A 25,995-nucleotide genomic window follows, 5' to 3' on the forward strand; every position below is an offset into this window, starting at 1 on the left:
AAACCAGAAGCACCGCGAAAGGACACGCCATGCACCGCCCCCTGACCGCCACCTTCGCCCTATTCCTCGCCCTGCCCGTCGCGGCGCAGCAGAGCACCGACGCCGTCGCCCCCGAGACCGCGACGGAAACGCCGACGGCAACCGCGCCCGACGCCTTCGCCGACCTTGGAGAGCCCGCGAAGGCCGCCCTCGCCACGAAGGAGTCCGGCAAGCCGACCGAGGCGCAGGACTGGATGATCGCCGCCGCCAACCCGCTCGCCGTCGAGGCCGGGGCGAAGGTGCTGGCCGAGGGCGGCAGCGCCGCCGATGCGATGGTCGCCGCGCAGCTGGTGCTGGGGCTGGTCGAGCCGCAGTCGTCGGGCCTCGGCGGCGGCGCCTTCCTCGTCTGGTACGACGCCGCAACGGGTGAGCTGACCACGCTCGACGGGCGCGAGACCGCGCCCCTCGCCGCCCGCCCCACCCTGTTCCTCGACGACCAGGGCGAGCCGCTGAAGTTCTACGACGCCGTCGTCGGGGGCCGCTCCGTCGGCACGCCGGGCACGCCGAAGCTCATGGAAACCGCCCACCGGATGTGGGGCAAGTCCAACTGGGCCGGCCTGTTCGAGCGGGCCATCGCGCTGGCCGAGGACGGCTTCACCGTCTCCCCCCGCCTCGCCTCCCTCATCGCCGAGGATACCGAGCGGCTGGCCCGCTTCCCCGCCACCGCCGAATACTTCCTGCCCGGCGGCACCGCGCTCGCCGCGGGCGACACGCTGAAGAACCCCGCCTACGCGCAGACGCTGAGAGCCATGGCGCAGAACGGCGCCGACGCCTTCTACCGCGGCCGCATCGCCGAGGGGATCGTCGACACCGTGCAGGGGGCCGAGGGCAATCCCGGCGTCCTCTCCAGCCTCGATCTCGCGCTCTACGACGTGGTCGAGCGTCCCGCCGTCTGCGCCGCCTACCGCGCCTACGAGGTCTGCGGCATGGGCCCGCCCTCCTCCGGCGCGCTGGCGGTGGGGCAGATCCTCGGCACGCTCGAACCCTTCGACCTCGCCGCCATGGGCCCCGACAGCCCCGAGGCGTGGCGCCTGATCGGCGACGCCTCCCGCCTCGCCTTCGCCGACCGCGGCCGCTACGTCGCCGACACCGACTTCGTGCCGGTACCGGTCGAGGGGATGGTCGATCCCGCCTACCTCGCCACCCGCGCCGAGCTTCTGAAGACCGACAAGGCGCTGGAGACGGTCGAACCCGGCACCCCCGAGTTCGATCACGCGCTGATGTGGGCCGACGACCAGAGCATCGAGTTCCCCTCCACCTCCCACATCTCCATCGTCGATGCCGAGGGCAACGCGCTGTCGATGACCACCACCATCGAGAACGGCTTCGGCTCGCGCCTGATGACCGGCGGCTTCCTGCTGAACAACGAGCTGACCGACTTCTCCTTCGCCACCCACGAGGACGGCCGCCCCATCGCCAACCGGGTCGAGCCGGGCAAGCGGCCCCGCTCGTCGATGTCGCCGACCATCGTGATGCAGGAGGGCAAGCCCGCCATGGTCGTCGGCAGCCCCGGCGGCTCGCGCATCATCGGCTATGTCGCCCAGGCGGTGATCGCCCACATCGACTGGGGCATGGACGCCCAGGCCGCGGTCGCCATGCCGCACTTCGTCAACCGCTTCGGCACCTACGATCTCGAGGAAGGCACCACCGCCGCCGACCTCGCCCAGCCCCTGACCGACCTCGGCTTCGAGACCAGCGTGACCGACCTGAACTCCGGCCTGCACGCCATCATCGTCGGCGACGGCCTGACCGGCGGCGCCGACCCGCGGCGCGAGGGGATCGCGCTCGGAGAATGACCGGGAGGGGGCCGCGCCTGTCGGCCCCCCCTTCCGCCTCCCCGCCGTTCAGGCCCGTACCAGGGTCGGTCTGGCGGCACGCCCTTTCCGGGTGCAGAGTGGCCGCCATGCGGCAGGCCCGCCGCAGGACAAGGGAGAGCGAGAGATGAGCGTTTACCTGATCGCCGACGTCCGCGTGACCGACGACGGCTGGATTCCCGACTATGCCGCCGCGGTGCACGGGATCGTCGAACGGCACGGCGGCCGCTACCTGTCGCGCAGCGGCAACATCGACACGATCGAGGGCGAGGACCCGCAGAGCAGCCTGATCGCCGTGCTCGAATTCCCCGACCGCGCCGCGCTCGACGGCTTCGTGAACGATCCCGACTATGCGCCCCACGCCGCCGCGAGGCAGGCCGGCAGCGTCTCGGTCTTCCGGGTGATCGACGCCACCGACGCCGCCGGGACGATCCCCTATCTCGGCAAGGGCTGACCGCCCATCCGGAACGGCTTGCGCGCCCCGGAAGGCATTTCCGGGACGCGCACCGACATCGGATCGGGACGGCGGCCCCCGAGGGGGCCTGCTCCCCCCCTCAGCCCTTGAACTTCTGGATCTCGCCCGAGCGCAGCTTGCCGATGTACCGGCTCAGCTCGCCCTTCACGATCGGCATCAGCAGGTACAGCGCGATGATGTTGACGATCGCCATCGAGAACAGCATCGCGTCCGAGAAGTCGATCACCGGGCCCAGCGAGGCCGCGGCGCCGATCACGATGAAGATGCAGAAGATCGTCTTGAACACCAGCTCCTTCGCCGCGCCCTCGCCGAAGAGATAGGTCCAGGCCTTCAGCCCGTAGTAGCTCCACGAGATCATGGTGGAGAAGGCGAAGAGCACCACTGCCACCATCAGCAGGATCGGGAACCACGAGAACTCCTGCGCATATGCGAGCGATGTAAGCTCGACCCCCGAGACGCCGCCGTCGGTCGCGATCCGCCCCGCCTCGGCGTTCCAGATATAAAGGCCGGTCTCGGGGTCCTGGTTCAGCACGCCGGTGATGACGATGACGAGGGCCGTCATGGTGCAGATCACCACCGTGTCGATGAACGGCTCCAGCAGCGCGACGTATCCCTCCGTCACCGGCTCCTTCGTGCGGACCGCCGAGTGGGCGATGGCGGCCGAGCCGATGCCCGCCTCGTTCGAGAAGGCCGCGCGCCGGAAGCCCTGGATCAGCGCCCCGGTAAAGCCGCCGGCCACCCCGAGCCCGGTGAAGGCCCCCGCGAAGATCTGACCGAAGGCCCAGCCGATCTGGTCGAAGTTCAGAAGCAGGATCAGGATCGACACCACGACATAGAAGATGCCCATGAACGGCACGATCTTCTCGGTCACCCGGGCGATGGACTTCAGGCCGCCCGCGATCACGGCGAAGGTGATGGCCGCCAGGATCACGCCCGTGATCCAGCCCGGGAAGTCGCCGAAGACGCCGGCGATCTGGGCATGGGCCTGGTTCGCCTGGAACATGTTGCCGCCGCCGAGCGCGCCGAGGATGGTGAAGATGCAGAAGATCACCGCCATGACCTTGCCCGCGGGCAGGCCCCGCTCCTCGAACCCCTTGACGATATAGTACATCGGCCCGCCCGAGACGGTGCCGTCGGGGTATTCGTTGCGGTACTTCACGCCGAGCGTGCACTCGGTGAACTTCGTCGCCATGCCGAACAGGCCCGCGACGATCATCCAGAAGGTCGCGCCGGGTCCGCCGATGCCCACGGCCACCGCGACGCCCGCGATGTTGCCAAGGCCCACCGTGCCCGACAGCGCGGTCGCCAGCGCCTGGAAATGGCTGACCTCGCCCGCGTCGTCGGGGTTGGAGTAGTCGCCCTTCACCAGCGCGATGGAATGCGCGAAGCCGCGGAACTGGATGAAGCCGAAGTAGAAGGTGAAGACCAGCGCGCCGATCACCAGCCACATCGCGATCCAGCTGAAGTCCGTGCCCGGGATCGGCGCGAAGATGAAGCCGACGTACCAGCCGGTGTAGTCGGCGAATATCTGGTTGATCTTCTGGTCGATGCCCATGGGGGTGGCGGCCTCCTGCGCGCGGGCGGCGCCGGTCAGCAGCGCGGAGAAGAGCGTGGCCAGGAAGGCCAGGGGAAGGTTTCGCATGGCTGTCTCCTCAGGGAACGATGGTGACGGGAACGGAGGACTGGGCGACCAGCCGCCCCGAGACGCCGCCGAAGATGCGCTCGGTCAGGCCGCGGGCGCCGACGCGGCCGATGATGATCTGCGCCGCCCCCTCCTTCACCGCGATCCGGTCCAGGATGTCGGCGGCATCGCCGTGCTCGACCCGGCCGCTGACGCTCAGCCCGCCCGCCTGCAGCGCGGCGAGGGCGGGTTCCACGACCCGCTCGCGCGCCAGCTTGATGTCCTGCTCGCGCCGCTTGTGGCGCTCGGCGTTTTCCTCCGGCGTCTGGAAGCTGAAGGGCGACCATTCTATGACATAGACGGCGATGACCTCGCAGCTTTCCATGGCCTTCGCCTGCTGCCGGACGACGTCCAGAACCCTCGAAGAGGCCTCCGATCCGTCCAATCCGACGACGATCTTCGTTCCCGGCATTGCTGTGCCTCCTTTGTCCCTCGGTCCGGGAAGGCTAACGGGGGATGTCTTTTCATGATACCCCTCTTCACAACCCGCGATGGATTCACGTCCCCTTGCCGCCCCTGACGGCAAATCCTACTCTGGCGCCTCATTCCACGGCAGGATCCGACATGAAAATCGCCATGATGGCGCAGAACGCCAACCTCTACTCGCACCAGCGGATGAAGGAGGTGGCCGAGGCGCGGGGGCACCAGTTCGACATCATCAAGACGCTCGGCTGCTACATGAACATCGCCTCGCGCCGCCCCGACATATACTACAACGGGGCGAAGCTGCCGAAATACGATGCGGTGATTCCCCGGATCGGCGCCTCGATCACCTTCTACGGCCTCGCGGTGCTGCGGCAGTTCGAGATGCAGGGCGTCTACCCGCTGAACGAGTCCGTGGCGATCGGCCGCTCGCGCGACAAGCTGCGCTCGATGCAGCTGATGGCGCGCGACGGGATCGGCCTTCCGGTGACGACCTTCGCCCACGACCCGAAGCAGACCGAGGAGGTGCTGAAGCTCGCCGGCGGCGCGCCGACGGTCATCAAGCTGCTGGAGGGCACGCAGGGCATCGGCGTGGTGCTGGCGGACACCGACCGGTCGGCCAAGTCGGTGATCGAGGCCTTCCGCGGCGCCAACGTGAACATCATGGTGCAGGAGTTCATCAAGGAGGCCGGCGGCACGGACATCCGCGCGCTGGTGGTCGGCGGCAAGGTGATCGCGGCGATGAAGCGGACGGGGGCCGAGGGCGAGTTCCGTTCGAACCTGCACCGCGGCGGTTCCGCGCAGACGATCAAGATCACGCCCGAAGAGCGGGCAACGGCCATCCGCGCCGCGAAATCCATGGGGCTGAACGTCTGCGGCGTGGATATGCTCAGGGCCAACCACGGGCCGGTGGTGATGGAGGTCAACTCCTCGCCCGGTCTCGAAGGGGTGGAGAAAGCGACGGGGATCGACGTGGCGGGTAAGATCATCGACTTCATCGAGAAGAATGCCAAAGAGGGCAAGACCCGCACCGTGGGCAAGGGATGACACGCGCGCAGGCTCCGGCGGGGGGAGAGTGCCTCTCCCCCGGACCCCCTTTCGGGCACGCCGCGGCAAGGGCATCGGCGGAAGGAAAGCCGTGCGCCACGGCGCGCCGTGCGGCAGCCGTCGGGAAGTTGGGGAATGCGGGGGCGACGCCCGGGGCCGCCCTCGCCCCTCTGCCCCCTCTCCCGACCTCCGCGCGAGGCGACACCGTGTATGCGGCGCACAGGGCCCGCGCCGCCCGCCGCGCACCCGCAGCCAGGCCGACGTGCCGCATCCCATGACCCGCCCGCCCTTCACCCTCGGCCCCGCCACCATCGCCCCCGGCAGCCGCCGCACGGTGGACCTGCCCGTTTCCGTCCTTTCCGACCATACCCCCGTCACCATGTCGGTGCAGGTGATCCACGGCCGCCGCGACGGCCCCACCCTCTTCGTGTCCGCCGCCGTCCACGGCGACGAGGTGATCGGGGTCGAGATCGCCCGCCGCCTGCTGCGTGCCCCGCAACTCGACAGCCTGAGGGGGACGCTGATGGTGGTCCCCATCGTCAACACCTTCGGTTTCCTCAACAATTCCCGCTACATGCCCGACCGGCGCGACCTGAACCGGGTGTTCCCCGGCTCGCCCACCGGATCGCTCGCCGCCCGCCTCGCGCACCTGTTCATGACCGAGATCGTGGCCCGGGCCGATTTCGGGATCGACCTGCATTCCGCCGCGCTGCACCGCATCAACATGCCGCAGATCCGCGTCTCGGCCAGCAACGACACCACGCTGGAACGGGCCGAGGCCTTCGGCGCCCCGATCGTGGTGCGCGCGAAGCTGCGCGACGGCTCGCTGCGCCAGGCGGCCCGCGCCATCGGCTGCGACATCCTGCTCTACGAGGCAGGCGAGGCGCTCAGGTTCGACGAGATGTCGGCGCGCGTCGGCGCCTCGGGCATCCTGCGCGTCATGCACCACATGGGGATGATCGGGACCAAGGGCCTGCCGAAGCGGCGGGCGGCGCCGATCCAGGCCTCCTCCTCGGCCTGGACGCGGGCGCCCGCCGGTGGCCTGCTGCGCTGCTTCAAGGAGGTCGGAGAGGGTGTCGAGACAGGAACGCTTCTCGCCATCGTCACCGACCCCTTCGGCGAGACCGAGGCCGAGGTGCTGGCGCCGAACCCGGGCATCATCCTTGGCCGGGCCATGATGCCGGTGGTGAACGAGGGCGACGCCGTCTATCACATCGCCGCGACGCCGGTCGATCCGGCGGTCAGGCTTCAGCGCCTTGCCGCGGATCTCGAAGCCGATCCGATGTTCGACGAGGACGAGATCCTGTAGCGGCACAGGCGGCAGGGTCGCGGGCCAAGACAGGCAGAAGCCCGGCCTACGCGCCGGTCGCCCCGACCGCATCCCCCAGCGCGATCTCGCCCGGCACCACGACGCTCGCATAATACCCGCCGTGGCCGCGCACCGCGGAATATCCGCCGAAGCCCAGCGCCTCCTCCATCCGCGAGCAGGGCGGGCAAGGCCCCTCGACGAACAGCACGGCCGAGCCGATCCGGACCTCCCGCCTGCGCAGGGCGGCAAGGTTCGCGCCGGACACCATCAGGTTGCGCCTCAGCGTCGCCGCCGTCACCTCCCGGCCGAGAAGCGCCGCGATCACCGGCAGATGCTCGGCCTGCAGCAGCGTTACCGCCCGCTTGCCGGCCCGCCCGTGATCGCCGCAGATCCCGTCCAGTTCGACGCGCACCCGCACCGGTTCCGCGACCGCCGCCCGGCGCTCCGACCGCACCCCGATCCATGCGACACGGCCCGCCCGGGCGTGACGCGACATCATCTCGGCCAGATCCACCATGGACACCTCTCGATTCTGTTGCCAAACTGCAGCATCTTTCGGCCCCCGGATAAGGAAAATCCGGCCGATCGGGAACCGTGAACCGATCCGTTCCGTTGAGGGGCGAATGACGTGGTGGCGCGGGGGGGCGCACCGGAAGGAAAGCAAGAGCCGGACCGATGATGCGTGTACTGATCGTTGAAGACGAAATCCTGGTTGCCCTCGAGCTTGAAGCCGTTCTGGAAGAGAACGGACTCGAGCCTGTCGGCATCGCCGCTGACCGGGCAAGCGCCATGCGCCTTGCATCAGGAAGCCTCGACGTCGCCCTTGTCGACATCAACCTCCGCGACGGGCCGACTGGGATCGACATCGGCCGCAGGCTCGCCACCGACCACGGCGTGCGGGTTATCTTCACCTCCGCTAACCCGATGATGCTGGGCGACGGGGTGGAGGGCACTCTTGGCTATCTCCCCAAGCCTTATCATCCCGATCAGATCGTCGCCGTTCTGCGCTATCTCGACGCGCAGCCTTCGGAGGCCGATGCCGCGCTCATGCCGCCCCCCGACCTGCGCCTGTTCCAGAGCAGCGGGCTATCTGCCTGAGCCATTTCCAGAGAAGCGATGTTCGGCCCGAGGCTGTTCCAGATCGGCAGTCTCCTGACCTCAGCCCTGTCCTGAACGGCGGCATCTCGGCCTGAGCGTCACTCCTCTTCCTCCTCCGGCTCGGCCCGGGCAAGGTTCCGGGTCTTGCATACGAAGGTCACTTCCAGTCCCTCCGGCCGCCACTCCCGCTCGATGCGCCCGTCGAGGTGCTGTTCGACGCTGACCGTCGACAGCATCGTGCCGAACCCCATCTGCGTCGGTGCATCGTCCAGCACCGGTCCGCCCGTCTCCGACCAGCGCACCCGGCAATCCCCGTTCGACAGCGCGGTGTCGATCGTCACCAGTCCGTCCGGCGTGCTCAGGGCGCCGTACTTGCTCGCGTTGGTCGCCAGTTCGTGGAAGATCAGCGCCAGCGGCGTCGCCGAGGAATCGTCGATCACCGGATCCTCGCCCGAGAACCGGATCCGCCCCTCCTCCAGCGCCGGATATGGCACGAGGATCTCGCGCGCCAGCTGGTGCAGGGTCGTCTCGCCATGCTGGGGCCGCGACCTTGCGCTGTGGGGCCGGGCGAAATCGTGCGCCCGCCCCAGGGCCGCCACCCGGTCCTTCAGCACCGCGGCGAAGGCCCGGCTTTCGGGGAAGCGGCGCGAGGACAGGCCAATCAGGCTCTGGATGATCGCGAAGATGTTCTTGATCCGGTGGCTCAGCTCGTGGCTCAGCAGCTCCGAGTAGTCGGCCTGGCGCTTCGCCTCATCGATGTCGGTGCAGGTGCCCATCCAGCGCACGATGTTGCCCTCGGTGTCGCGGATCGGCAGCGCACGCCCCAGGACCCAGCGATAGGTCCCGGAACGGTGGCGCAGCCGGTACTCGATCTCGTAGGGCTCACCGGTGGCCAGGCTGTGCCGCCAGATCTCCCAGGCCCGCTCCTGGTCGTCGGCGTGGAACATGCCGTTCCAGCCCTCGCCGTCGGTGCTGCCCTCCGGAACACCGGTGAACTCGTACCACCGCGCATTGTAGTAGTCGTGATCGCCGTTCGGCAGGGTCGACCAGACCATCTGCGGCATCGCATCCGCCAGCGCGGCGAACCGCTGCTCGCTCTCGTAGAGCGCCGCATCCTGCAACGCCAACCGGTCGATGCCGAACCGCAGCGGGCTGACATCGGCCGCGACGCCCTCCAGCCGCACCCGCGCGCCGTCGCGCTGGCAGCGCCCGCGCAGGCTGATCCACCGCTGCCCGCCCGAGGGCAGGCGGATCCGGAACGTCTCGTTGAAGCGGCCCTGCCGCATGGTCCAGAACTTCGCCAGCCGCTCGGCATCTCCCTTGTGGACGACACCGGCGACCAGATCGCGGGTCACGATGGTCCCCCGTTCGCGCCCGAACAGCGCCGCCAGTCCGGCGGCGGCGGAAAACCTGTCGGTCCCTGAATCCCATTCGAAGGCGATGGTGTCGTTGTAGATGACGGCAAGCTCGCGCTGCCGGTCGGACGTCAGAGTGGCGGTCATAGAGGAAGAAACGTCCTGGATTCCGAAGTAACCGTTAATAACGCGCCGACTCTCCGGCGGTTCCGCGGGCCGATAGCACGATCGCGGCGCGGCCGCCAGAAACCCCGCACCAAAGGACCGGGAGGGTTCGCACGAGCCTTCCAAATCCCGCGCCCATCCCGTATCTCCGATGCAAACCGAGACACCCGAGACACCCACAGGACAAGGGCAGAGCATCCCATGGCAGCCTATCAATACGTCTATCACATGGACGGCGTCAGCAAATCCTACCCCGGCGGCAAGAAGCTGTTCGAGAACATCCGTCTTTCCTTCCTGCCCGGCGTCAAGATCGGCGTCGTCGGCCCGAACGGCGCCGGCAAATCCACCCTGCTGAAGATCATGGCCGGGATGGACAAGGACTTCACCGGCGAGGCCTGGGCGGCCGAGGGGGCGCGCGTCGGCTATCTCCCGCAGGAGCCGAAGCTCGACGAGTCGCTGACGGTGCGCGAGAACGTGATGCTTGGCGTCGCGGGCAAGAAGGCGATCCTCGACCGCTACAACGACCTTGCCATGAACTACTCGGACGAGACGGCCGAGGAGATGGCCAAGCTCCAGGACGAGATCGACGCCCAGAACCTCTGGGACCTCGACGCCCAGATCGACGTGTCGATGGAGGCGCTGCGCTGTCCGCCGGACGACGCCATGCCCGCGACCCTCTCGGGCGGCGAGGCGCGCCGCGTCGCCCTCTGCCGGCTGCTGCTCGAAGCGCCCGACATGCTGCTGCTCGACGAGCCGACCAACCACCTCGACGCCGAGACCATCGCCTGGCTCCAGCAGCACCTGATCGACTACAAGGGCACGATCCTGATCGTCACCCACGACCGCTATTTCCTCGACGACATCACCGGCTGGATCCTCGAACTCGACCGCGGCCGCGGCATCCCCTACGAGGGCAACTATTCCTCGTGGCTGGAACAGAAGGCCAAGCGCCTCGCCCAGGAGGCGAAGGAGGACAAGTCGCGCCAGAAGACGCTGGAGCGCGAGCTGGAATGGATGCGCCAGGGCGCCAAGGCGCGGCAGGCGAAGTCGAAGGCGCGGATCAGCGCCTACAACGAACTCGCCGCACAATCCGACCGCGAGAAGCTGGCCCGCGCCCAGATCATCATCCCGGCCGGCCAGCGCCTCGGCAACAAGGTGATCGAGGTCGAGGGCCTGACCAAGGCCATGGGCGACAAGCTGCTGGTCGAGGACCTGAGCTTCGCCCTGCCGCCGGGCGGCATCGTCGGCGTGATCGGCCCGAACGGCGCCGGCAAGACGACGCTGTTCCGCATGCTGACGGGACAGGAGAAGCCCGACGCCGGTTCGGTCGAATACGGCGAAACCGTCGACCTCGCCTATGTCGACCAGTCCCGCGACGCGCTCGATTCGAACCATACGGTCTGGGAGGAGATCACCGGCGGCGCCGAGATCATCGAGCTCGGCGACGCCCAGATGAACTCCCGCGCCTACTGCTCGGCCTTCAACTTCAAGGGCGGCGACCAGCAGAAGAAGATCGGCATGCTCTCGGGCGGCGAGCGGAACCGCGTCCACATGGCGAAGCTGCTGAAATCCGGCGGCAACGTGCTGCTGCTCGACGAACCCACCAACGACCTCGACGTCGAGACGCTGCGCGCCCTGGAGGACGCGCTGGTGGACTTCGCGGGCTGCGCCGTGGTCATCTCCCACGACCGCTTCTTCCTCGACCGCATCTGCACCCACATCCTCGCCTTCGAGGGCGAGGCCCACGTGGAGTGGTTCGAGGGCGCCTTCTCGGACTACGAGGAGGACAAGAAGCGGCGGCTGGGGGCGGATGCCGTCGAGCCCAAGCGCCTGAAACACAAGAAATTCAGCCGATAGGCTGGAGTTCTTGCGTTTCCCGCTTGGGATCGACGCGTGCGCGAAAGCGATTGCGAAGCAATTGCGTGCGGCACCCGGTGAAGGTTGGGTGCCGCCACTGGAGCCGAAGCCGATCAAGCACAAGAAGTTCAGCCGCTGACACCCTGCTCCGCGCCCGCGCAACACGATGCGGGCGCGAAAGCGATTGCGTGCGGCACCCGGTCAAGGCGGGATGCCGACGGTGGAATCGAAGGACCGTCGCTGATCCCTTCCGCGCGGGCAACCGGGGGGCGCCTGCGCGGAAGCCTTGGCGCCACAGAAGCGGGCGGACCCGGGGCGCACCGCCCCTCGCGGAACCCGCGACGACCTGCCGCGTTGCTTGGCCAACATATGGTAAAGGATTCCTCCCATGACCCTCGGCACCATTCTCCTCATCCTGCTCGTCATCGCCCTGATCGCGGCCCTGCCCACTTGGGGATACTCCCGCGGCTGGGGCTATGCGCCCACCGGCGGCCTCGGCCTCGTGCTGCTGATCGTGATCATCCTGCTCGTGATGGGCCGGATCTGAAGACGCGGGATGGGTGATGACGTCACCCATCCTGCCCTTTCCGCCCGCGAGGCGCGGATCGCAGGCCAACGAACCCGCTACCGACTCAGGCCGGAATATGCTATGCAGGCCCTACGAAGCCAGACCGCAGCACCTCAAACCCAGGTATATCCTCAACGCGTGTGCATGTGAGAGAGCTTCCCGGACCGCCGCCTCAACCGCGGCGGTCTTGGCTTGCGGGCCATCCCCCGTCCCTCCCGTACCGCCCCTGCCGTCAAAGGACATTCCATGCGCGCTTCCGTCTTCGCCCTCTCGCTCCTCGTCGCCACGCCGGCCGCCGCCGAACAGGTCGGCAACGTCGATGTCGACTGGCTGGGCAACGACATCGTCATCGAGGCCTTCGCCGATCCCAAGGTCGAGGGCGTGACCTGCCATGTCGCCTATTTCGACCGCGGCCTGATCGACCGGCTCCAGAAGGGCAACTGGTTCGAGGATCCCTCGAACTCCTCCATCGCCTGCCGCCAGACCGGGCCGATCACCATCGGCGACATCGACCGCTCGGACGAGGGCGAGTCGGTGTTCTCCGAACGCCGCTCGATCATCTGGAAGACGCTCCAGGTGAAGCGGATCTTCGACGAGGCGAACCAGACGCTGATCTACATCTCCCACGCGCGGCAGGTGCAGGACGGCTCGGCCAAGATGGCGATCTCCACCGTGCCGCTCTACAACTCCGGCGCCGCGGGCAACTGAGCGTGCAAGGCGACGGAGGGATTCGGGGAGGCGCGGTTTGCATTTTGCCCGCACCCGCCCCATTCTTGCGCGACAGCCCGAGAGGTGCGCCATGCCCGACGTCTCGCCCACCCGACACGGCCCGCCCGCCTGTCCGACCTGCGGAAGACCCGTCGCGCGGCCCGGTCCCTGCGACGCCCCCGCCTGCCAGACCCGCGCACGGGTCGCCGAAGGGGCCGCCCTCGCAGCCCGCAAGCGCGCCGTCGAGATCCGCCGCGCCGAGCAGGCCGCCACCCGCTGCCGTCCCCTTGCCGTCGCCGCCATGCGGCAGCTTGGCCTCGACGTCCCGGCGAAGGTCGCGGTCGGACCGCTGACCGACAGGCCCCTGCGCCGCCCGGAGGACTCCGAGCTTCAGGCCCTCGCCGCGCATGTCGAGGGCCTGCTCGCCGCGTCCTTCGGGCCCGATCCCGCGCAGCCGCGTCCTCCCGAAACCCCTGAGCCCGAGGCGGCGGCCTTGCGCAGCGATACCGTCCCGGACGATCCGCCCTGGGTCGGCGCGCTCTGCGTGGCGTGCCGCGGGCTGTGCTGCCAGGGCGGGCGGCGCAGCCATGCCTACCTAAGCCGCGGCACCATCGACGCGGTGCGCCACGCCGCCCCCGACCTGACCCATGCCGCGCTGCGCGACGCCTATCTCTCGGCCCTGCCCCAGCAGGCGGTCGTGGACAGCTGCCTGTTCCACGGCGTCGCGGGCTGCACCCTGCCCCGCCGCCTGCGCTCGGACATCTGCAACGCCTACGAATGCGACGAACGTGTGCGCCTGCGCGAAAGCGGCGCGGGTGCGGACGGAACGCCGGTGGTCGCCGTAGCCGTTCGCCGCGATCACCATGCCTTCACCGCCGCGGGCGCCCTGCCCGTGCGCGTGGTCAGCGCGACGGCGGCGCACGGGCTCACCCTCCACGAGAACCTCGCGCTGCCCGCCATGCCCGGCGAGGCCGACGGATAACACTTGCTTTTTCCGCAGGACTACCCCATACGGCCCCTGCGAACGTTATCTCTTTCGACCCACTGTTCTCCGACATACCGGCCACAGTCTTTCGATCTTGCACTGACCGAGCCGGGCCACCGCATTCCGCGGGTGGCGAATGACAGGAGTACACACGATGGCCCAGGGCACCGTGAAATGGTTCAACGCCACCAAGGGTTTCGGTTTCATCGAACCCGAAGGCGGCAAGAAGGACGTGTTCGTCCACATCTCGGCAGTCGAGCGTTCGGGCCTCACCGGCCTCGCCGACAACCAGAAGGTCACGTTCGACATCGAATCCGGGCGTGACGGCCGCGAAAGCGCCGTGAACCTCCAGCTGGCCTAAGTCGGCATGGCGCCGCTCCACGGGCGGCGCACCCAACTACGAGCGAACCGGCCCCGACCAGGGCCGGTTTCTTCTTGCCCGATCAGAACGGGAAGAACACCGGGATCGCCAGCACCGAGGCGAGGCCGACGATCAGGTTCATCGGCACCCCGATCTTCAGGAAGTCGCTGAAGCGGTAGTTCCCCGCGCCATAGACCAGCGTGTTCGTCTGGTAGCCGATGGGCGTCGCGAAGCTGGCCGAGGCGGCGAACATCACCGCCACCACGAAGGGCCGCGGATCGGCCCCGATCTGCCCGGCCAGCGCGATGACGATGGGCGTCAGCACCACCGCCACGGCGTTGTTCGTCACCGTCTCGGTCAGGAACGAGGCCAGGACGTAGACGGCGACCAGCGTCACCATGGGCGGCAGCCCCTGCAGCATCGGCGCCAGCGTGTCGACGATCAGCTGCACCGCCCCCGTCTGCTCCAGCGCCGCGCCGATGATCAGCATGGCGAAGATCAGCACCAGGATCCCCCCGTCGATCGAGCCCCAGGCCTCGTCGTTGTCGATGCAGCGCAGGATCAGGATGCCCGCAACCCCGATCAGCGCCAGAAGCTGGATCGGCATCACGTCGAAGGCCGCCAGCCCGACGATGGCGGCAAGCGCGAGGATGGCGATGGGCGCCTGGCGGCGGCGGAAGGCCCGCCCGCCGGTGGTGGTGATCGACACCAGGTCGCCCGAATCCCGCAGCGCCGAGAAGCCCTCGTCGGTGCCCTCGAGCAGCAGCTTGTCGGCGGGGCGCAGCCTGACGCTCGACAGGTCGGCGCCGGGGATATGGTTGTGGCGCGCCGCGCCCAGAACCCGCACCCCGCCCCGCCGCCCGAGCGCAAGGTCGGCGATCCGGTGGCCCGCGCTGGAGCGTGACGTGGACACGATCGCCTCGGCCACCCGCACCGTCGCGTCCGCCTCCAGTTCGATCGCGCGCCGCTGCCCGACCCTCAGACCCGTCTCCTTCGCCAGCGTCAGCAGCTCCGACGCCGTGGCCAGCACCACAACCGTGTCGCCCTTCTGCACCGTGGCGCCCTTCAGATCGCCCCGCTCGATCCGGTCGCGGCGCCTTATTCCGGTGACCCGGACCCCGGAGCGGTCGAACATGGCGAGGCTGCCGAGCGTCTCGCCGATGGCGGGGAAGCTGCCTTGGATCGTGACCTCGGACAGGAACCGCTCCTCCTCCTCGCCCGATCCCTCGACCGCGGCGCGGTCGGGCAGCAGCAGGGGGCCGAGCAGCAGCATCGCCGCCGCCCCGACCGCCGCGACGACGATGCCGACCGGCGCGATGGAGAAGATCGAGAACCCCTCCAGCCCGCTCTCCCGCGCGATGCCGTCCACCAGGATGTTGGTCGAGGTGCCGATCAGCGTGCAGGTGCCGCCCAGGATCGTGGCATAGGACAGCGGGATCAACAGCTTGGTCGAGGCGATCCCGAGGCTTGCCGCCAGCCGGATCACCACGGGAATCAGCACCAGCACCACCGGCGTGTTGTTCATGAAGGCCGAGGCGACGATGGTCGCGATCAGGAACACGGCGACCGCCAGCGTCGGCCGGTTCTGCGCCCGCCCGATCACCAGCGAGGCCATGGCGTCCAGCACCCCGGTGCGCACCAGCGCGCCCGAGATCACGAACATCGCGCCGATGGTGATCGGCGCCGAGTTCGAGAAGACGCCCATCACCTCCTTCGACGGCACGAGACCCAGCACGATATAGGCCGCGGCACCCCCCGCCGCCGTGACCTCGGGCGGATAGAGTTCGAGGATGAAGGCGACAAAGACGAGGGCCAGGATCGCAAGGGCGATGACGGGGGCATGTGCGGCGATGAAATCTGCCATGGAACACCAGCGAGGGGGCAGGCCGCCGCCGCGGCGCTGACCGGATACGGCGCCGAAACCCGCGCCGCTGCCGCAACGCATCCCCGACCCGCCGGTTCCCCGCAAGGGCTTTTCGCGCCCTGCGCCCCGCGCTCCTCTCCGCGCGCGGTTCCGACCGGCGGAAGCCTGCCACCCCCGCGAACCAATTGTGAACCATTGTCGGGGTCCACCCCGGGAATTGTCTTTACGAACGGGGTCCGACCTGTCAGAGTCGGTACCTGCGACGTCACCTCTATCGACACCTGACTGCTTTCCAAGGCTACAGCGCATTCGATCAAGCACTGACCGAGCCCTGCTGTTGCACTCCCGCGAACAGCGAGAAAGCAAGGAGACACGGAATGGCCACTGGCACCGTGAAGTGGTTCAACACCACCAAAGGCTACGGCTTCATTGCCCCCGATACCGGCGGCAAGGACATCTTCGTTCACATCTCTGCCGTCGAGCGTTCGGGCCTCACCGGGCTGCGCGACGACCAGAAGATCCAGTTCGATGTCGAAGCCGGCCGTGACGGCCGCGAGAGCGCCGTCAACCTCAAGCCGCTCTGAGAGCGGCTCCGCATCACGCCCTTGGAAAGACCGGCCCTTCGCCGGTCTTTTTGTTTGCGCGTCCGCGTCTTCCGCGCCTCACCTCTTCGGTGGCTGCGGCGTGGGATAACGCGTGCCCTGCACGATCTCGTCGATCTCCACCGCCTCCCAGGAGAACCCCTCCACCTCCCGGTCCTTCCGGCAGAACACCTCGCTGTGGCAGTACATCTCGCGCACCGGGCGATAGCGCAGGTACCGCTCGGAGCCGGGCGCGAAATAGCCGCCCATGGGATTCGACATGCCCCCGTCGAGGAAGGTGTAGCCGAGGCCCGGGTTGAACAGCGCCCTGAGCCCCATGTCGGAGAACTGGAAGAAATTCCATGGCCGCTCGTGCGACGAGAACGAGAAATGCGTCTCGACGAAGACGTGACCGCCGACCTTCAGCATCTTCGTGATCTCCTGCGCCACGATCCAGGGCATGCACAGATGCTCGAACACCGCGGAAGAGAAGATCAGGTCGAACCGTTCGCCCTCCCGGAAATAGCTGCCGAGGCGGTGCGCGTCGCCGACGACATCGACGTTCTCGCCGTCATAGAAGTCGAAGCCCACGTACTCGGCCCGTGCGAACCGGTCGCGGAAATTCGCCCCCGTCACGTTGCGCGAGCCGATCTCCAGCACCCGCATCCCCGGCTTGTCGAACAGCCGCGGCAGGTGGTCGGGCCATTGTCCGTGGGACACCTCGCGCGGGGGCGCGATCCGGGTCTTGTGGAACAGGAACGGCAGGCTGGCGAAGATGCCGTATATGCTGAAGAGCCTGCGCTCGATCTCCTTCTTCGTCGCCCGCTTCAAGGCGCCCCTCCGTCTCGTCCTGTTGAATGATCGCGTGCGGGCCGGGCGGTCAGAGCAGCGCCTCGACCTCCGAGAGCAGCGCCGCCATCTCGTCTGTCGCCGCGCCCCTGCCCCGCTCCTGCACCCCGCGCCCGAGGCCCAGCGTCTCGGCATAGACGACGCGGTTGCCGAGCTTCGTCTCGGCCAGCGCCACGTCCAGGTCGCCGATCGCCGCCGTCACGTCTGTGCCGACGCGGGTGCCCGCCTTGAACCGGTTCAGCACCACCAGCGCCGTCTTCCGCTCGCGCGCGACGAGGTCCAGCACCGATTCCACCGCCCAGACATCCACCTGCGACGAGGCCACCGGAACGATCACCAAGTCCGAGATCTTGAGCGAGGGCCGCAGGTCCGCATCGACCTTCGGCGGCGTGTCGAGGATGACGATGTCGCAGGTCTTCTTCAGCTTCTCGCATTCATAGCCGACGCCCCAGGCGCTGGCCGTCGAGAAGTCCATGTCGGCGATCCCGTCGCCATGGCGCGCCATGAACCACCGCCCGAGCGATCCCTGCGGATCGGTGTCGAGCAGCGCCACGGACTTGCCCGCCCTGACGAAGGCGACGGCCAGATTCGCGGCGATGGTCGTCTTGCCCGACCCGCCCTTCTGCTGGGCCACGGTGATCACTTTTCCGGCCAAGACGGCTTCTCCCCCGGCTGCTGCGACGCAGCGTATGCGACACCTGCCTCTGCGGCAAGTCCGCTCACGGCCCGCTCCAGTCCACGTCCCCGGCCGGCTCGACCAGAAGCGTGCCCTCCGGCGCGGACCGGATCAGCTTGGCCGCCGCCGCTTCGTCGCCGTCGAGCCAGGCCGCCAGGTCGCGCGGCTCCAGCAGCACGCCCATCCGGTGGTGATAGTCCCTCACGTCGCCCGAGGGCGCGCAGGTCACGGTGGCGACCTGCGGCACCGCCCCGCCGCCGGGCCCGCACCAGAGACCCGTGACCGCCGCGAACAGCAACGGCGCCCCGTCGACGCGGCGGATCCGCCAGGCCGTCTTGCGCCGCGCGGCGCCGGTCCACTCGTACCAGCCATCCACTGGCACCGCCGCCCGGCCAAGCCCGGCAAAGGCGGATTTCGCGAACAGCGTCTCGCCCCGCGCGTTGACGATGGTCTCCAGCACGGGCCGCCCCCGCGCGTTGCGCCGCCCCGAGGGGATCATCCCCCAGCGCATCTCCCGAAGCTGCCGCTCCGGCGTCACCACCGCCACCTGCTGCCCCGGCTGGATGTTCCGCCGCGGCGGCTGCGCGGGCAGTCCTGTCCGCAGGCCGAGCCATGCGGCGATCTCGTCGACGGGGGTGGTCAGGAACATGCGGCCGGGCATGGGTTCAGCATAGGAGCGCAACTGGTTTGCACAAAGACCTTCCGGCGCAATGGCGGCGTCGCCCGGCCTCTTTGCCACGCCCTCGCCGGTTCAGGGCAAGGGCAGCACCCGGGCGCAAGCGCAAGAGACCCGGGAACTGTCCGGCAGCACGCCCGGGGCGGGACATTTCCGCCCGGCACGCCCCGGACCGCGGCCACCGACGGCCCCGCCGCGCGTCCGCGCCGCTCGGGAAGGGGCCTCCCCGAAACGCCACGCCGCCGCTCCGCGCGCCCGGAGTTCCCCGAACTCCGGTCCCCCGGGGCCCTGCCGATTGACCGCCGCGCCGCAACCGGCCACACAGCCGACAAGGAGAGGCACATGATCGGCAAGGGCATCTCGCTGCGCGCGCTCGAACTGTTCGAGATGGTCGCGGACACCGGCTCGGTCGCGCGCGCGGCCGAACGGGCGGGGCTGAGCCTGCCCGCCGTCTCGCAGGCGCTGAAGACGCTGGAGGACGCCGTCGGCCGCCCCCTTCTCGACCACGCCCGCCGCCCGATGCAGCTGACTCCGGCCGGGCGCCTCTTCCTGCGCCGCGCGGAAACCGCGCTGGCCGAGATCCGCCAGGGTCAGGCCGAAGTCGCCATGCCCGACCTCGGCCACCTCGCCGATCTCGGGCTCGGCATCATCGACGACTTCGAATCCGAGGTGACCCCCGAACTCGTCACAACCCTCGCCGCCACCCTGACGCGCTGCCGCTTCCGCCTGCACACCCAGCCGAGCCACGGGTTGCTCGCGATGCTGGAGGCGGGCCAGATCGACCTCGCCGTGACCTCGCTGCCCGAGACGACGCCCGAGGGTCTCGCCGTGCGCCCACTGCTGAGCGATCCCTTCCTGCTGGCAGTCCCCCACGGCACCGATCCCACCGACGATCCCTGCGCCGCCCTCGCCGCCCTGCCCTTCCTGCGCTACAGCCGCGACCAGATGATCGGCCAGCGGATCGAGGCGGAACTGGCGCGCCACGCAACCGACATCCCGAACCGGTTCGAGCTCGACTCGGTCCAGTCGCTGCACGCCCTCGTCGCGGGCGGGGCGGGCTGGGCGATCACCACGCCGCTGTCGTTCCTGCGCGCCCACCGCTTCCGGGCGGCCATCGACCTGCACCCCCTGCCGATCCCCGGCTTCGCACGGCAGATCGCGCTGGTCAGCGCCGATGCCTGGATGGACGACGTGGCCGACGACCTTGCCGCCACCCTGCGCCGGATGATCGAGGCCCGCGTCACCGCGCCCCTGCGCGACCGCCTTCCCTGGCTCGATGCCTTCCGGGTGCTCGACCCGCGCTGAGCCGGCGCGGCGCCGGAAGGCCTATTTCACGAACAGCTCCCGCGGAGTCGCGCACAGGCACTCGGCACCGGTTTCGGTGATGAAGATGGGCTCGGTGATCTCGATCCCGCCTTCCTCCAGCCAGAGCGCGGGCATGAAGTGGAAGGTCATTCCCGGTTCCAGCACCGTGGTGTCGCCTGCGCGCAGGCTCATGGTCCGCTCGCCCCAGTCGGGCGGATAGGAGAGCCCGATCGGATAGCCGCAGCGGCTGTCCTTGCGGAAGCCCAGACGGTTCAGCGTGCCGTTGAACGCATCCGCCACCGCGCCGCAGGTGTTGCCGGGCCGCGCCGCGGCAAGCCCCGCCTCGGTCGCCTCCAGCACCGCCGCCTCGGCGCGGCGGAAGGTGTCGGGCACTTCTCCGAAGAACAGCGTGCGCGACTGCGGACACTGGTAGCGCATGTGCGCCCCGGCGATCTCGAAGAACGTGGCCTCCCCGGCCCGAAGCGGCCGGTCGTCCCAGGTCAGGTGCGGTGCCGTCGCGTCCATCCCCGAGGGCGCCATGGGCACGATCGCCGGGTAGTCGCCCCAGTTCCCGTCCGCGCCGGTGATCCCGGCGTGCCAGATCTCCGCCACCAGCGCGTTCTTCGCCATCCCCGGCTCGGCCTTCTCGAGGATCACGCCGTGCATCCGCTGCACGATCGCCGCCGCCCGGCGCATGTATTCGATCTCCTGCGGCGACTTCACCGCCCGGCACCAGTTCACGAGCGCCGTCGCATCCTCCAGCCGCGCCCCCGGCAGGCTCTGCCGCAGGGTCAGGTGCGCCGCCGCGGAATAGTAGTAGTTGTCGAGTTCCACCCCGATGCGCCCCAGGCTCCAGCCCCGCGCCAGGATCAGTGCGGCCAGTTCGCCCATCGGATGCCTGTCGGGGTTCTGCACGAAGCCGTCGTCGTAGCCGACGATGTCGTCGTCGCCCATGAACACCGTGCGCCTCGCCCCCGCCGCGTCCATCCCCCGCCCCCACCAGACCGGATCGCCCTCGAGCCCCAGCAGCACCGCTTGGTGGACGTAGAAGGACCAGCCGTCATAACCGGTGAGCCAGCCCATGTTCGACGGATCGCTGACGACCAGCAGGTCGAGGCCCCGGTCGGCCATCGCGTCGCGCACGGCGGCGATGCGGGCGGCGTATTCCGCGGCACTGAAGCGGGGGGCGGGGTTCGGCATGGGCGGGCTCCTGTTGTCGCTTTCGCCCACCCTCGGGCAAGGCGGGCCGCCCGGCAAGGGGTCAACCGGCGACGGCGCCGACGACGAAGACCGGGATCAGCCCGGCGCAAAGGCCGAAGAGCATCCCGAACAGCACGAAGATCCCGTCGCCCACCAGGAGGCCCACCGCGATCAGCGTCACCATGGCGCCGATCAGCGAGGCCGAGAGCGGCACGAGTTCCAGAAGCGGCGTCATTCCCCCCGCGAGGGCGCAGAGCGCCAGGGCGGCGACGCTCAGCGGCGGCGAGACCAGCGCCTGCAGCCGCGGCTTCGAATGGCGGTCCAGCCAGTCCGCCAGCCGCTTCAGCGCATCGGTGGCCCGGCGCAGCGTCCTGCCGCCGAGGCTGAGGCGCATCAGGAAGCCGGGCAACCACAGGTGCTCGCGGCGGAACAGGATCTGCAGGGCGACGAGGGCGATCGAGATGCCGCAGACGGTCGAGAACAGGGGGATCCCGCTCAGCGGCGAGAAGACCAGCAGCGCGGGCACCAGCAGCATGGCGAGGAAGGAGGAGCGTCCGAAGCTCGCCACGATCTCGCCGAGGCTCACCTCCTCGCGCCCGGTGAGCGATTCGAGGCGCTCCACCACCTCGCCCACGGCATGGCGCGGCGGCTCGGTCGGTGCGGCGGTTGTTGTGGCGGCGCGCGCGGGGGCCATGCTCGTCGGTCCTGTAACGCGCCCTCGGCGCAGCGGCGGCGGCATCGCACGTCGGGCGCCCCGCCGCCAGAGAGATCGCGTCGAAGTCCGGCGGTTTCAACCGCAACCCGCGGAAATCCGCCCCGATCGGCGGGTTCGCGTCGATCTGGAGCGCGGTGCGGCTCCGGCAGGGTCGGCGCGCGCAGATGATGCAGGGCGCAACCGGGAGAGGGGGGGGGGGGGGGGGGCCCCCCCCCCCCCCCCCCGCCCCCTCTCCGCCGCACCGTCCCCGGCCGTCGGCCATGGCGTCATCGGTTCCGCGGCGGGCTCAGCGGCCGATCGTGCGGCGGCTCCCGCCCTGCCGCCCGGCGCCCCGATACGCCGCGGTCCCCCGCCCGTCAGCCCTCCGCCGCGCGGAACCAGGACGCCAGCGCGTCGCGGTCGCCCTGCGGGATCTCGGTGACGTTGGCGGGCGGCATCGCGTGGCTCACCGCCGCCTGCAGGTAGATCTGGCGGGCATGGGCAGCCACGTCGCCCTCGGTCTCGAGGTACACGCCCTTCGGCGCCCAGCGGATCCCGGGCCAGACCGGCTTGCGCGCGTGGCACATCGAACAGCGCCCGGTGACGATGTCATAGGCGGCGTCGAACCCCTCGGCACCGGCGAACCGCTGCTCGACCGGCGTCAGCCCCCGCGCCTCGGCCTCCTCGACCGTGCCGCCGAAGGGCACGGAGGACAGCCAGGCGATGACCAGGAACAGCACCACCGTAACGGCCCAGGTCCAGGTGGGCTTCCCCTTCCGCGCGTGCATCGAGTTGAAGTAATGCCGGATGCTCACCCCGGTCAGGAACACCAGGGGCGCGATGATCCAGGCATAGGGCGTCGCGAAGGCCAGCGGGTAATGGTTGCTCAGCATCAGGAAGATCACCGGCAGCGTCAGGTAGTTGTTGTGGGTCGAGCGCAGCTTGGCGATCTTGCCGTACTTCGGATCGGGCTTGCGCCCCGCCTTCAGGTCGGCCACGACGATCCGCTGGTTCGGCATGATCACATGCGCCACGTTCGCGGTCATGATCGTCGCAGTGAAGGCGCCGAGGTGAAGCATCGCCGCCCGCCCGGTGAAGACCTCGTGATAGCCCCAGGACATCGCGGTGAGGATCACGAACAGCAGCAGCATCAGCACAGTCGGCCGCTCGCCCAGCGGCGACTTGCATAGCGCGTCGTAGACCACCCATCCGACGGCGAGCGACAGGGCCGAGATCGCCACCGCCTGCCACACCGAAAGATCCGCCTTCGCCGGGTCGATCAGGTAGAGGTTCGCCCCCGCCCAGTAGACGATCATCAGCAGCGCCGCGCCGCTGAGCCAGGTCCAGTAGCTCTCCCATTTGAACCAGGTCAGATGCTCGGGCATCGCCGCGGGCGCGACGAGGTACTTCTGGATGTGGTAGAACCCGCCGCCGTGCACCTGCCACTCCTCCCCGTCCGCGGGGCCCGGGATGTTGCGGTTCAGCCCGAGATCCAGCGCGATGAAATAGAAGGAGGATCCGATCCAGGCGATGGCGGTGATCACGTGGGTCCAGCGAACGGCGAAGGCCATCCACTCCCAGAGGATCGCGAGGTCGTACATCGGCGGGGCTCCGTCAGGCGAAAGGGTCGCCCACAGGCCAATCCCGTTGCCGCCCCGCCGTCAAGGCCCAAGGCGCCGCGGCGCGGCGAACTCCACGGCACGCGGGCCACCACGCCCTCCGGTCAGCCGCCGCGCCCCGGTTTCTTCGAAGAAACCGGACCATTTTCCTCGAGGAAAATGGCACCGCTCCACCCGCCGCTCTCCCATCCTGCCGCGCGCCCGCCGCCCGCGCCCCGCCGGGGTCCTCAACTCCCCCGGTAGGTCGAATACCCGAACGGCGACAGCAGCAGCGGCACGTGGTAGTGGTCCGCCTCCGCCATCCCGAACCGGATCGGCACCACATCGAGGAACCGCGGCCCCCCGGCCCCGCCGAACCCGTCGAGATAATCCCCCGCGTGGAACACCAGCTCGTAGACCCCGACCGCGAACTCCGCTTCCGGCAGGATCGCCCCGTCCGTGCGCCCGTCCGCGTTGGTCACCGTCTCCCGCACCAGCTCCCGACCCCCGCCGTCGAGCCGGAACAGCTCGATCTTCAGCCCCGCCGCGGGACAGCCCCGCGCGGTGTCCAGCACATGGGTCGTCAGATATCCGCCCGCCATCCTCATCTCCGCCTTGAGCTTCCCCGAACCCCAAGGCCTAATGGCGCGGACACGACAAAGGAAGTCCCCATGTCCGACCTGCCCCGCTATCCCCGCGACATGCGCGGCCACGGCGCCACCCCGCCCGACCCGCAATGGCCCGGCGGCGCGAAGATCGCCGTCCAGATCGTGCTGAACTACGAGGAGGGCGGCGAGAACAACATCCTTCACGGCGATGCCGCCTCCGAGGCGTTCCTGTCGGAAATCGTCGGCGCCGCGCCCTGGCCGGGCCAGCGCCACTGGAACATGGAGTCTATATACGAATACGGGGCGCGGGCCGGGTTCTGGCGCCTCCACCGGATGCTGCAGGACACGCCGATCACCGTCTACGGCGTCGCCACCGCCCTCGCGCGGTCGCCCGAACAGGTCGCCGCGATGCAGGCGGCCCGGTGGGAGATCGCCTCCCACGGGCTGAAATGGATCGAGTACAAGGATTACGCGGAGGACGCCGAGGCCCGCGACATGGCCGCCGCCATCCAGCTGCACACCGAGGTGACCGGCGCGCCGCCGAAGGGCTGGTACACCGGCCGCTGCTCCGCCAACACCGTCGCCCTCGCGGCGAAGAGCGGCCGCTTCGCCTATGTCGCCGACGCCTACGACGACGACCTGCCCCACTGGATCGAGGTGGGCGAGAAGGACCAGCTGGTCGTGCCCTACACGCTCGACTGCAACGACATGCGCTTCGCCACGCCGCAGGGGTTCAACGCGCCGCAACAGTTCTTCGACTACCTCCGCGCCACCTTCGACACGCTCTACCGCGAGGGCGAGCAGGGCGCGCCGAAGATGATGTCGGTCGGCCTCCACTGCCGCCTCGTCGGCCGCCCCGCCCGTGCCGAGGCGCTGCAGCGCTTCCTCGACCACGCCCGCGCCCGGGACGGCGTCTGGTTCGCCACCCGCCTCCAGATCGCCGAGCACTGGGCGAGGACGCACCCCCACCGCCGCCGCCCGCGCGCCTCGGACATGGGCCGCGCCGCCTTCGTGCGCGCCTATGGCGGCGTCTTCGAACACTCCCCCTGGATCGCCGAACGGGCGCTGCGCCTCGAACTCGGGCCCGCCCACGACAGCCCCGCGGGCATCCACAGCGCGCTCTGCCGCGCCTTCCGCGCCGCCACCCGCGAGGAACGGCTCGGCGTGCTCCGCGCCCACCCCGACCTTGCCGGGAAACTCGCCGCCGCCCGCCGCCTCACCCCCGAGAGCACGGCGGAACAGGCCTCCGCCGGGCTCGACCACCTGTCGGACGAGGAACGCGCCGCCTTCCAGTCCCTCAACGCCGCCTACACGGAAAAATTCGGCTTCCCCTTCATCATCGCCGTGCGCGACCACGACAAGGCGTCGATCCGCGCCGCCTTCGAATCGCGCCTCGACAACGACCCCGAGACCGAGTTCGCCGAGGCCTGCCGCCAGGTCGAGCGCATCGCCGAACTCCGCCTCGCGCAGATGCCATGATCGCCCTCGCGCCCGCCCCCCTGACCGCCGCCGCCTTCGCCCCCTTCGGCGAGGTGCTGGAGGCGGAAGGCCCGCCCGACCGCATGATCAACGAAGGCCTCTGCGCCCGCTTCCACGACCGCGCGACGCTCGACTTCGGCGCGGGCCGCGCGGGCATCAGCATCTTCTCGGCCGAGCCCCGCTCGCTCCCCTACCGCTTCGACCTGGTCGAGCGTCACCCCGAGGGCAGCCAGGCCTTCCTGCCGATGACCGCCCACCCCTTCCTCGTCATCGTCGCCCCCGACCTCTCCGGCACCCCCGGCACGCCCCTGGCCTTCCTCACCGCCCCCGGCCAGGCCATCAACCTCTTCCGCGGAACTTGGCACGGCGTCCTGACGCCGCTGCATGCCCCGGGCCTCTTCGCCGTGGTGGACCGGATCGGAGAAGGCGCGAACCTGGAGGAGTACCGGTACGGGGAGGGGTATGTGGTGGGGTGAGGCGAGGAGCTGGTTACGGCGAGATGGTGGATTGGGCGGAAAACGGACTTACGCTGCGGAGGCAAAATAATTCGGAAGACGAGGTCAGAGCAGCTACTCATACT

The 25,995-nt window shown here is 69.4% G+C and carries 26 protein-coding genes; 14 read left to right on the forward strand and 12 right to left on the reverse strand.

Translation table 11 applies throughout. The features are described 5' to 3' along the window. Nucleotides 1-29: 29 nt before the first annotated feature. A complete protein-coding gene (gene ggt, locus A7B20_RS02225; RefSeq protein WP_102106921.1) occupies nucleotides 30-1,835 on the forward strand; it encodes a gamma-glutamyltransferase in 1,806 nt (601 codons plus the stop codon). A gap of 145 nt (nucleotides 1,836-1,980) precedes the next feature. Then, a complete protein-coding gene (locus tag A7B20_RS02230; protein WP_102106922.1) occupies nucleotides 1,981-2,307 on the forward strand; it encodes a DUF1330 domain-containing protein in 327 nt (108 codons plus the stop codon). Between the two features lie 100 nt (nucleotides 2,308-2,407). On the opposite strand, the gene A7B20_RS02235 is transcribed toward A7B20_RS02230, so the two are convergent. Together A7B20_RS02235 and A7B20_RS02240 are read right to left on the reverse strand one after the other, a co-directional pair. Beyond that, nucleotides 2,408-3,970 carry an alanine/glycine:cation symporter family protein gene (locus A7B20_RS02235; protein ID WP_102106923.1) on the reverse strand — a complete coding sequence of 521 codons (1,563 nt, stop codon included), beginning with the start codon at nucleotides 3,968-3,970 and terminating at the stop codon, nucleotides 2,408-2,410. A gap of 10 nt (nucleotides 3,971-3,980) precedes the next feature. Next, on the reverse strand, nucleotides 3,981-4,421 hold the full coding sequence (locus tag A7B20_RS02240; RefSeq protein ID WP_102106924.1) for a universal stress protein: 441 nt from the start codon (nucleotides 4,419-4,421) through the stop codon (nucleotides 3,981-3,983). 152 nt (nucleotides 4,422-4,573) lie between these two features. Between A7B20_RS02240 and rimK the strand changes: the two genes are divergently transcribed. Beyond that, nucleotides 4,574-5,479, forward strand: a complete 906-nt coding sequence (gene rimK, locus A7B20_RS02245) for a 30S ribosomal protein S6--L-glutamate ligase (protein WP_102106925.1) — start codon at nucleotides 4,574-4,576, stop codon at nucleotides 5,477-5,479. A gap of 274 nt (nucleotides 5,480-5,753) precedes the next feature. Then, on the forward strand, nucleotides 5,754-6,788 hold the full coding sequence (locus tag A7B20_RS02250) for a succinylglutamate desuccinylase/aspartoacylase family protein (protein ID WP_102106926.1): 1,035 nt from the start codon (nucleotides 5,754-5,756) through the stop codon (nucleotides 6,786-6,788). 46 nt (nucleotides 6,789-6,834) lie between these two features. On the opposite strand, the gene A7B20_RS02255 is transcribed toward A7B20_RS02250, so the two are convergent. After that, complete coding sequence (locus A7B20_RS02255) at nucleotides 6,835-7,305, reverse strand: MOSC domain-containing protein (RefSeq protein ID WP_102106927.1); 471 nt, start codon at nucleotides 7,303-7,305, stop codon at nucleotides 6,835-6,837. Nucleotides 7,306-7,466: 161 nt separating this feature from the next. Between A7B20_RS02255 and A7B20_RS02260 the strand changes: the two genes are divergently transcribed. Then, nucleotides 7,467-7,886, forward strand: coding sequence for a response regulator (locus tag A7B20_RS02260; protein ID WP_216641156.1), 420 nt, complete (start codon nucleotides 7,467-7,469; stop codon nucleotides 7,884-7,886). A 98-nt stretch (nucleotides 7,887-7,984) separates the two neighbouring features. Here A7B20_RS02260 and A7B20_RS02265 read toward each other — a convergent pair whose 3' ends face one another. Continuing rightward, a complete protein-coding gene (locus tag A7B20_RS02265; RefSeq protein WP_102106929.1) occupies nucleotides 7,985-9,388 on the reverse strand; it encodes a sensor histidine kinase in 1,404 nt (467 codons plus the stop codon). A 219-nt stretch (nucleotides 9,389-9,607) separates the two neighbouring features. Between A7B20_RS02265 and ettA the strand changes: the two genes are divergently transcribed. The 5 genes from ettA to A7B20_RS02290 all read left to right on the forward strand — a co-directional run bounded on the left by ettA (nucleotide 9,608) and on the right by A7B20_RS02290 (nucleotide 13,885). Then, nucleotides 9,608-11,263 carry an energy-dependent translational throttle protein EttA gene (gene ettA / locus A7B20_RS02270; RefSeq protein ID WP_102106930.1) on the forward strand — a complete coding sequence of 552 codons (1,656 nt, stop codon included), beginning with the start codon at nucleotides 9,608-9,610 and terminating at the stop codon, nucleotides 11,261-11,263. Between the two features lie 388 nt (nucleotides 11,264-11,651). Continuing rightward, nucleotides 11,652-11,810 carry a DUF3309 family protein gene (locus tag A7B20_RS02275; protein WP_102106931.1) on the forward strand — a complete coding sequence of 53 codons (159 nt, stop codon included), beginning with the start codon at nucleotides 11,652-11,654 and terminating at the stop codon, nucleotides 11,808-11,810. A gap of 267 nt (nucleotides 11,811-12,077) precedes the next feature. Beyond that, the gene (locus A7B20_RS02280) at nucleotides 12,078-12,539 is read left to right on the forward strand and encodes a CreA family protein (protein WP_102106932.1); all 462 of its coding nucleotides are present in this window, start codon (nucleotides 12,078-12,080) and stop codon (nucleotides 12,537-12,539) included. A gap of 91 nt (nucleotides 12,540-12,630) precedes the next feature. Then, a complete protein-coding gene (locus tag A7B20_RS02285; protein ID WP_102106933.1) occupies nucleotides 12,631-13,521 on the forward strand; it encodes a hypothetical protein in 891 nt (296 codons plus the stop codon). Between the two features lie 157 nt (nucleotides 13,522-13,678). Continuing rightward, nucleotides 13,679-13,885 carry a cold-shock protein gene (locus A7B20_RS02290; RefSeq protein WP_102106934.1) on the forward strand — a complete coding sequence of 69 codons (207 nt, stop codon included), beginning with the start codon at nucleotides 13,679-13,681 and terminating at the stop codon, nucleotides 13,883-13,885. A gap of 82 nt (nucleotides 13,886-13,967) precedes the next feature. On the opposite strand, the gene A7B20_RS02295 is transcribed toward A7B20_RS02290, so the two are convergent. After that, nucleotides 13,968-15,749 carry an SLC13 family permease gene (locus A7B20_RS02295; protein ID WP_102106935.1) on the reverse strand — a complete coding sequence of 594 codons (1,782 nt, stop codon included), beginning with the start codon at nucleotides 15,747-15,749 and terminating at the stop codon, nucleotides 13,968-13,970. 377 nt (nucleotides 15,750-16,126) lie between these two features. Between A7B20_RS02295 and A7B20_RS02300 the strand changes: the two genes are divergently transcribed. Next, nucleotides 16,127-16,333, forward strand: a complete 207-nt coding sequence (locus A7B20_RS02300) for a cold-shock protein (RefSeq protein WP_102106936.1) — start codon at nucleotides 16,127-16,129, stop codon at nucleotides 16,331-16,333. 78 nt (nucleotides 16,334-16,411) lie between these two features. On the opposite strand, the gene A7B20_RS02305 is transcribed toward A7B20_RS02300, so the two are convergent. From A7B20_RS02305 to A7B20_RS02315, 3 genes are all read right to left on the reverse strand, one after another. After that, entirely contained in the window at nucleotides 16,412-17,161 is a 750-nt protein-coding gene (locus tag A7B20_RS02305; RefSeq protein WP_216641157.1) for a class I SAM-dependent methyltransferase, read from the reverse strand. 49 nt (nucleotides 17,162-17,210) lie between these two features. Further along, complete coding sequence (gene parA / locus A7B20_RS02310; RefSeq protein WP_102106938.1) at nucleotides 17,211-17,834, reverse strand: ParA family partition ATPase; 624 nt, start codon at nucleotides 17,832-17,834, stop codon at nucleotides 17,211-17,213. Between the two features lie 64 nt (nucleotides 17,835-17,898). Then, nucleotides 17,899-18,504, reverse strand: coding sequence for an SOS response-associated peptidase (locus A7B20_RS02315; protein WP_245866476.1), 606 nt, complete (start codon nucleotides 18,502-18,504; stop codon nucleotides 17,899-17,901). Between the two features lie 369 nt (nucleotides 18,505-18,873). On the opposite strand from A7B20_RS02315, the gene A7B20_RS02320 reads away from it, so the two are divergent. Continuing rightward, the gene (locus A7B20_RS02320; protein ID WP_102106940.1) at nucleotides 18,874-19,836 is read left to right on the forward strand and encodes a LysR family transcriptional regulator; all 963 of its coding nucleotides are present in this window, start codon (nucleotides 18,874-18,876) and stop codon (nucleotides 19,834-19,836) included. A 21-nt stretch (nucleotides 19,837-19,857) separates the two neighbouring features. Here A7B20_RS02320 and doeA read toward each other — a convergent pair whose 3' ends face one another. The 4 genes from doeA to uraH all read right to left on the reverse strand — a co-directional run bounded on the left by doeA (nucleotide 19,858) and on the right by uraH (nucleotide 23,930). After that, on the reverse strand, nucleotides 19,858-21,036 hold the full coding sequence (gene doeA, locus A7B20_RS02325; RefSeq protein WP_102106941.1) for an ectoine hydrolase DoeA: 1,179 nt from the start codon (nucleotides 21,034-21,036) through the stop codon (nucleotides 19,858-19,860). Between the two features lie 61 nt (nucleotides 21,037-21,097). Beyond that, nucleotides 21,098-21,730 carry an exopolysaccharide biosynthesis protein gene (locus A7B20_RS02330; protein ID WP_157937582.1) on the reverse strand — a complete coding sequence of 211 codons (633 nt, stop codon included), beginning with the start codon at nucleotides 21,728-21,730 and terminating at the stop codon, nucleotides 21,098-21,100. Nucleotides 21,731-22,107: 377 nt separating this feature from the next. After that, complete coding sequence (locus A7B20_RS02335; protein WP_102106943.1) at nucleotides 22,108-23,331, reverse strand: urate hydroxylase PuuD; 1,224 nt, start codon at nucleotides 23,329-23,331, stop codon at nucleotides 22,108-22,110. Nucleotides 23,332-23,576: 245 nt separating this feature from the next. Continuing rightward, nucleotides 23,577-23,930, reverse strand: a complete 354-nt coding sequence (uraH, locus tag A7B20_RS02340) for a hydroxyisourate hydrolase (protein ID WP_102106944.1) — start codon at nucleotides 23,928-23,930, stop codon at nucleotides 23,577-23,579. Between the two features lie 69 nt (nucleotides 23,931-23,999). On the opposite strand from uraH, the gene puuE reads away from it, so the two are divergent. Further along, nucleotides 24,000-25,415, forward strand: coding sequence for an allantoinase PuuE (gene puuE, locus A7B20_RS02345; protein WP_245866478.1), 1,416 nt, complete (start codon nucleotides 24,000-24,002; stop codon nucleotides 25,413-25,415). Beyond that, entirely contained in the window at nucleotides 25,412-25,891 is a 480-nt protein-coding gene (locus tag A7B20_RS02350) for an ureidoglycolate lyase (RefSeq protein ID WP_102106945.1), read from the forward strand. The genes puuE and A7B20_RS02350 overlap by 4 nt, the downstream gene beginning before the upstream one ends. Nucleotides 25,892-25,995: the final 104 nt, after the last annotated feature.

The sequence above is a fragment of the Oceaniglobus roseus genome (assembly GCF_002869745.1).
Lineage (GTDB): Bacteria > Pseudomonadota > Alphaproteobacteria > Rhodobacterales > Rhodobacteraceae > Oceaniglobus > Oceaniglobus roseus.

Excerpts from the sequence above, each read along its gene's own strand:
- ggt (WP_102106921.1), top strand. The coding sequence starts at position 30 with ATGCACCGCCCCCTGACCGCCACCTTCGCCCTATTCCTCGCCCTGCCC.
- A7B20_RS02230 (WP_102106922.1), top strand. The coding sequence starts at position 1,981 with ATGAGCGTTTACCTGATCGCCGACGTCCGCGTGACCGACGACGGCTGG.
- A7B20_RS02235 (WP_102106923.1), bottom strand. The coding sequence starts at position 3,970 with ATGCGAAACCTTCCCCTGGCCTTCCTGGCCACGCTCTTCTCCGCGCTG.
- A7B20_RS02240 (WP_102106924.1), bottom strand. The coding sequence starts at position 4,421 with ATGCCGGGAACGAAGATCGTCGTCGGATTGGACGGATCGGAGGCCTCT.
- rimK (WP_102106925.1), top strand. The coding sequence starts at position 4,574 with ATGAAAATCGCCATGATGGCGCAGAACGCCAACCTCTACTCGCACCAG.
- A7B20_RS02250 (WP_102106926.1), top strand. The coding sequence starts at position 5,754 with ATGACCCGCCCGCCCTTCACCCTCGGCCCCGCCACCATCGCCCCCGGC.
- A7B20_RS02255 (WP_102106927.1), bottom strand. The coding sequence starts at position 7,305 with ATGGTGGATCTGGCCGAGATGATGTCGCGTCACGCCCGGGCGGGCCGT.
- A7B20_RS02260 (WP_216641156.1), top strand. The coding sequence starts at position 7,467 with ATGCGTGTACTGATCGTTGAAGACGAAATCCTGGTTGCCCTCGAGCTT.
- A7B20_RS02265 (WP_102106929.1), bottom strand. The coding sequence starts at position 9,388 with ATGACCGCCACTCTGACGTCCGACCGGCAGCGCGAGCTTGCCGTCATC.
- ettA (WP_102106930.1), top strand. The coding sequence starts at position 9,608 with ATGGCAGCCTATCAATACGTCTATCACATGGACGGCGTCAGCAAATCC.
- A7B20_RS02275 (WP_102106931.1), top strand. The coding sequence starts at position 11,652 with ATGACCCTCGGCACCATTCTCCTCATCCTGCTCGTCATCGCCCTGATC.
- A7B20_RS02280 (WP_102106932.1), top strand. The coding sequence starts at position 12,078 with ATGCGCGCTTCCGTCTTCGCCCTCTCGCTCCTCGTCGCCACGCCGGCC.
- A7B20_RS02285 (WP_102106933.1), top strand. The coding sequence starts at position 12,631 with ATGCCCGACGTCTCGCCCACCCGACACGGCCCGCCCGCCTGTCCGACC.
- A7B20_RS02290 (WP_102106934.1), top strand. The coding sequence starts at position 13,679 with ATGGCCCAGGGCACCGTGAAATGGTTCAACGCCACCAAGGGTTTCGGT.
- A7B20_RS02295 (WP_102106935.1), bottom strand. The coding sequence starts at position 15,749 with ATGGCAGATTTCATCGCCGCACATGCCCCCGTCATCGCCCTTGCGATC.
- A7B20_RS02300 (WP_102106936.1), top strand. The coding sequence starts at position 16,127 with ATGGCCACTGGCACCGTGAAGTGGTTCAACACCACCAAAGGCTACGGC.
- A7B20_RS02315 (WP_245866476.1), bottom strand. The coding sequence starts at position 18,504 with ATGTTCCTGACCACCCCCGTCGACGAGATCGCCGCATGGCTCGGCCTG.
- A7B20_RS02320 (WP_102106940.1), top strand. The coding sequence starts at position 18,874 with ATGATCGGCAAGGGCATCTCGCTGCGCGCGCTCGAACTGTTCGAGATG.
- doeA (WP_102106941.1), bottom strand. The coding sequence starts at position 21,036 with ATGCCGAACCCCGCCCCCCGCTTCAGTGCCGCGGAATACGCCGCCCGC.
- A7B20_RS02330 (WP_157937582.1), bottom strand. The coding sequence starts at position 21,730 with ATGGCCCCCGCGCGCGCCGCCACAACAACCGCCGCACCGACCGAGCCG.
- A7B20_RS02335 (WP_102106943.1), bottom strand. The coding sequence starts at position 23,331 with ATGTACGACCTCGCGATCCTCTGGGAGTGGATGGCCTTCGCCGTTCGC.
- uraH (WP_102106944.1), bottom strand. The coding sequence starts at position 23,930 with ATGGCGGGCGGATATCTGACGACCCATGTGCTGGACACCGCGCGGGGC.
- puuE (WP_245866478.1), top strand. The coding sequence starts at position 24,000 with ATGTCCGACCTGCCCCGCTATCCCCGCGACATGCGCGGCCACGGCGCC.
- A7B20_RS02350 (WP_102106945.1), top strand. The coding sequence starts at position 25,412 with ATGATCGCCCTCGCGCCCGCCCCCCTGACCGCCGCCGCCTTCGCCCCC.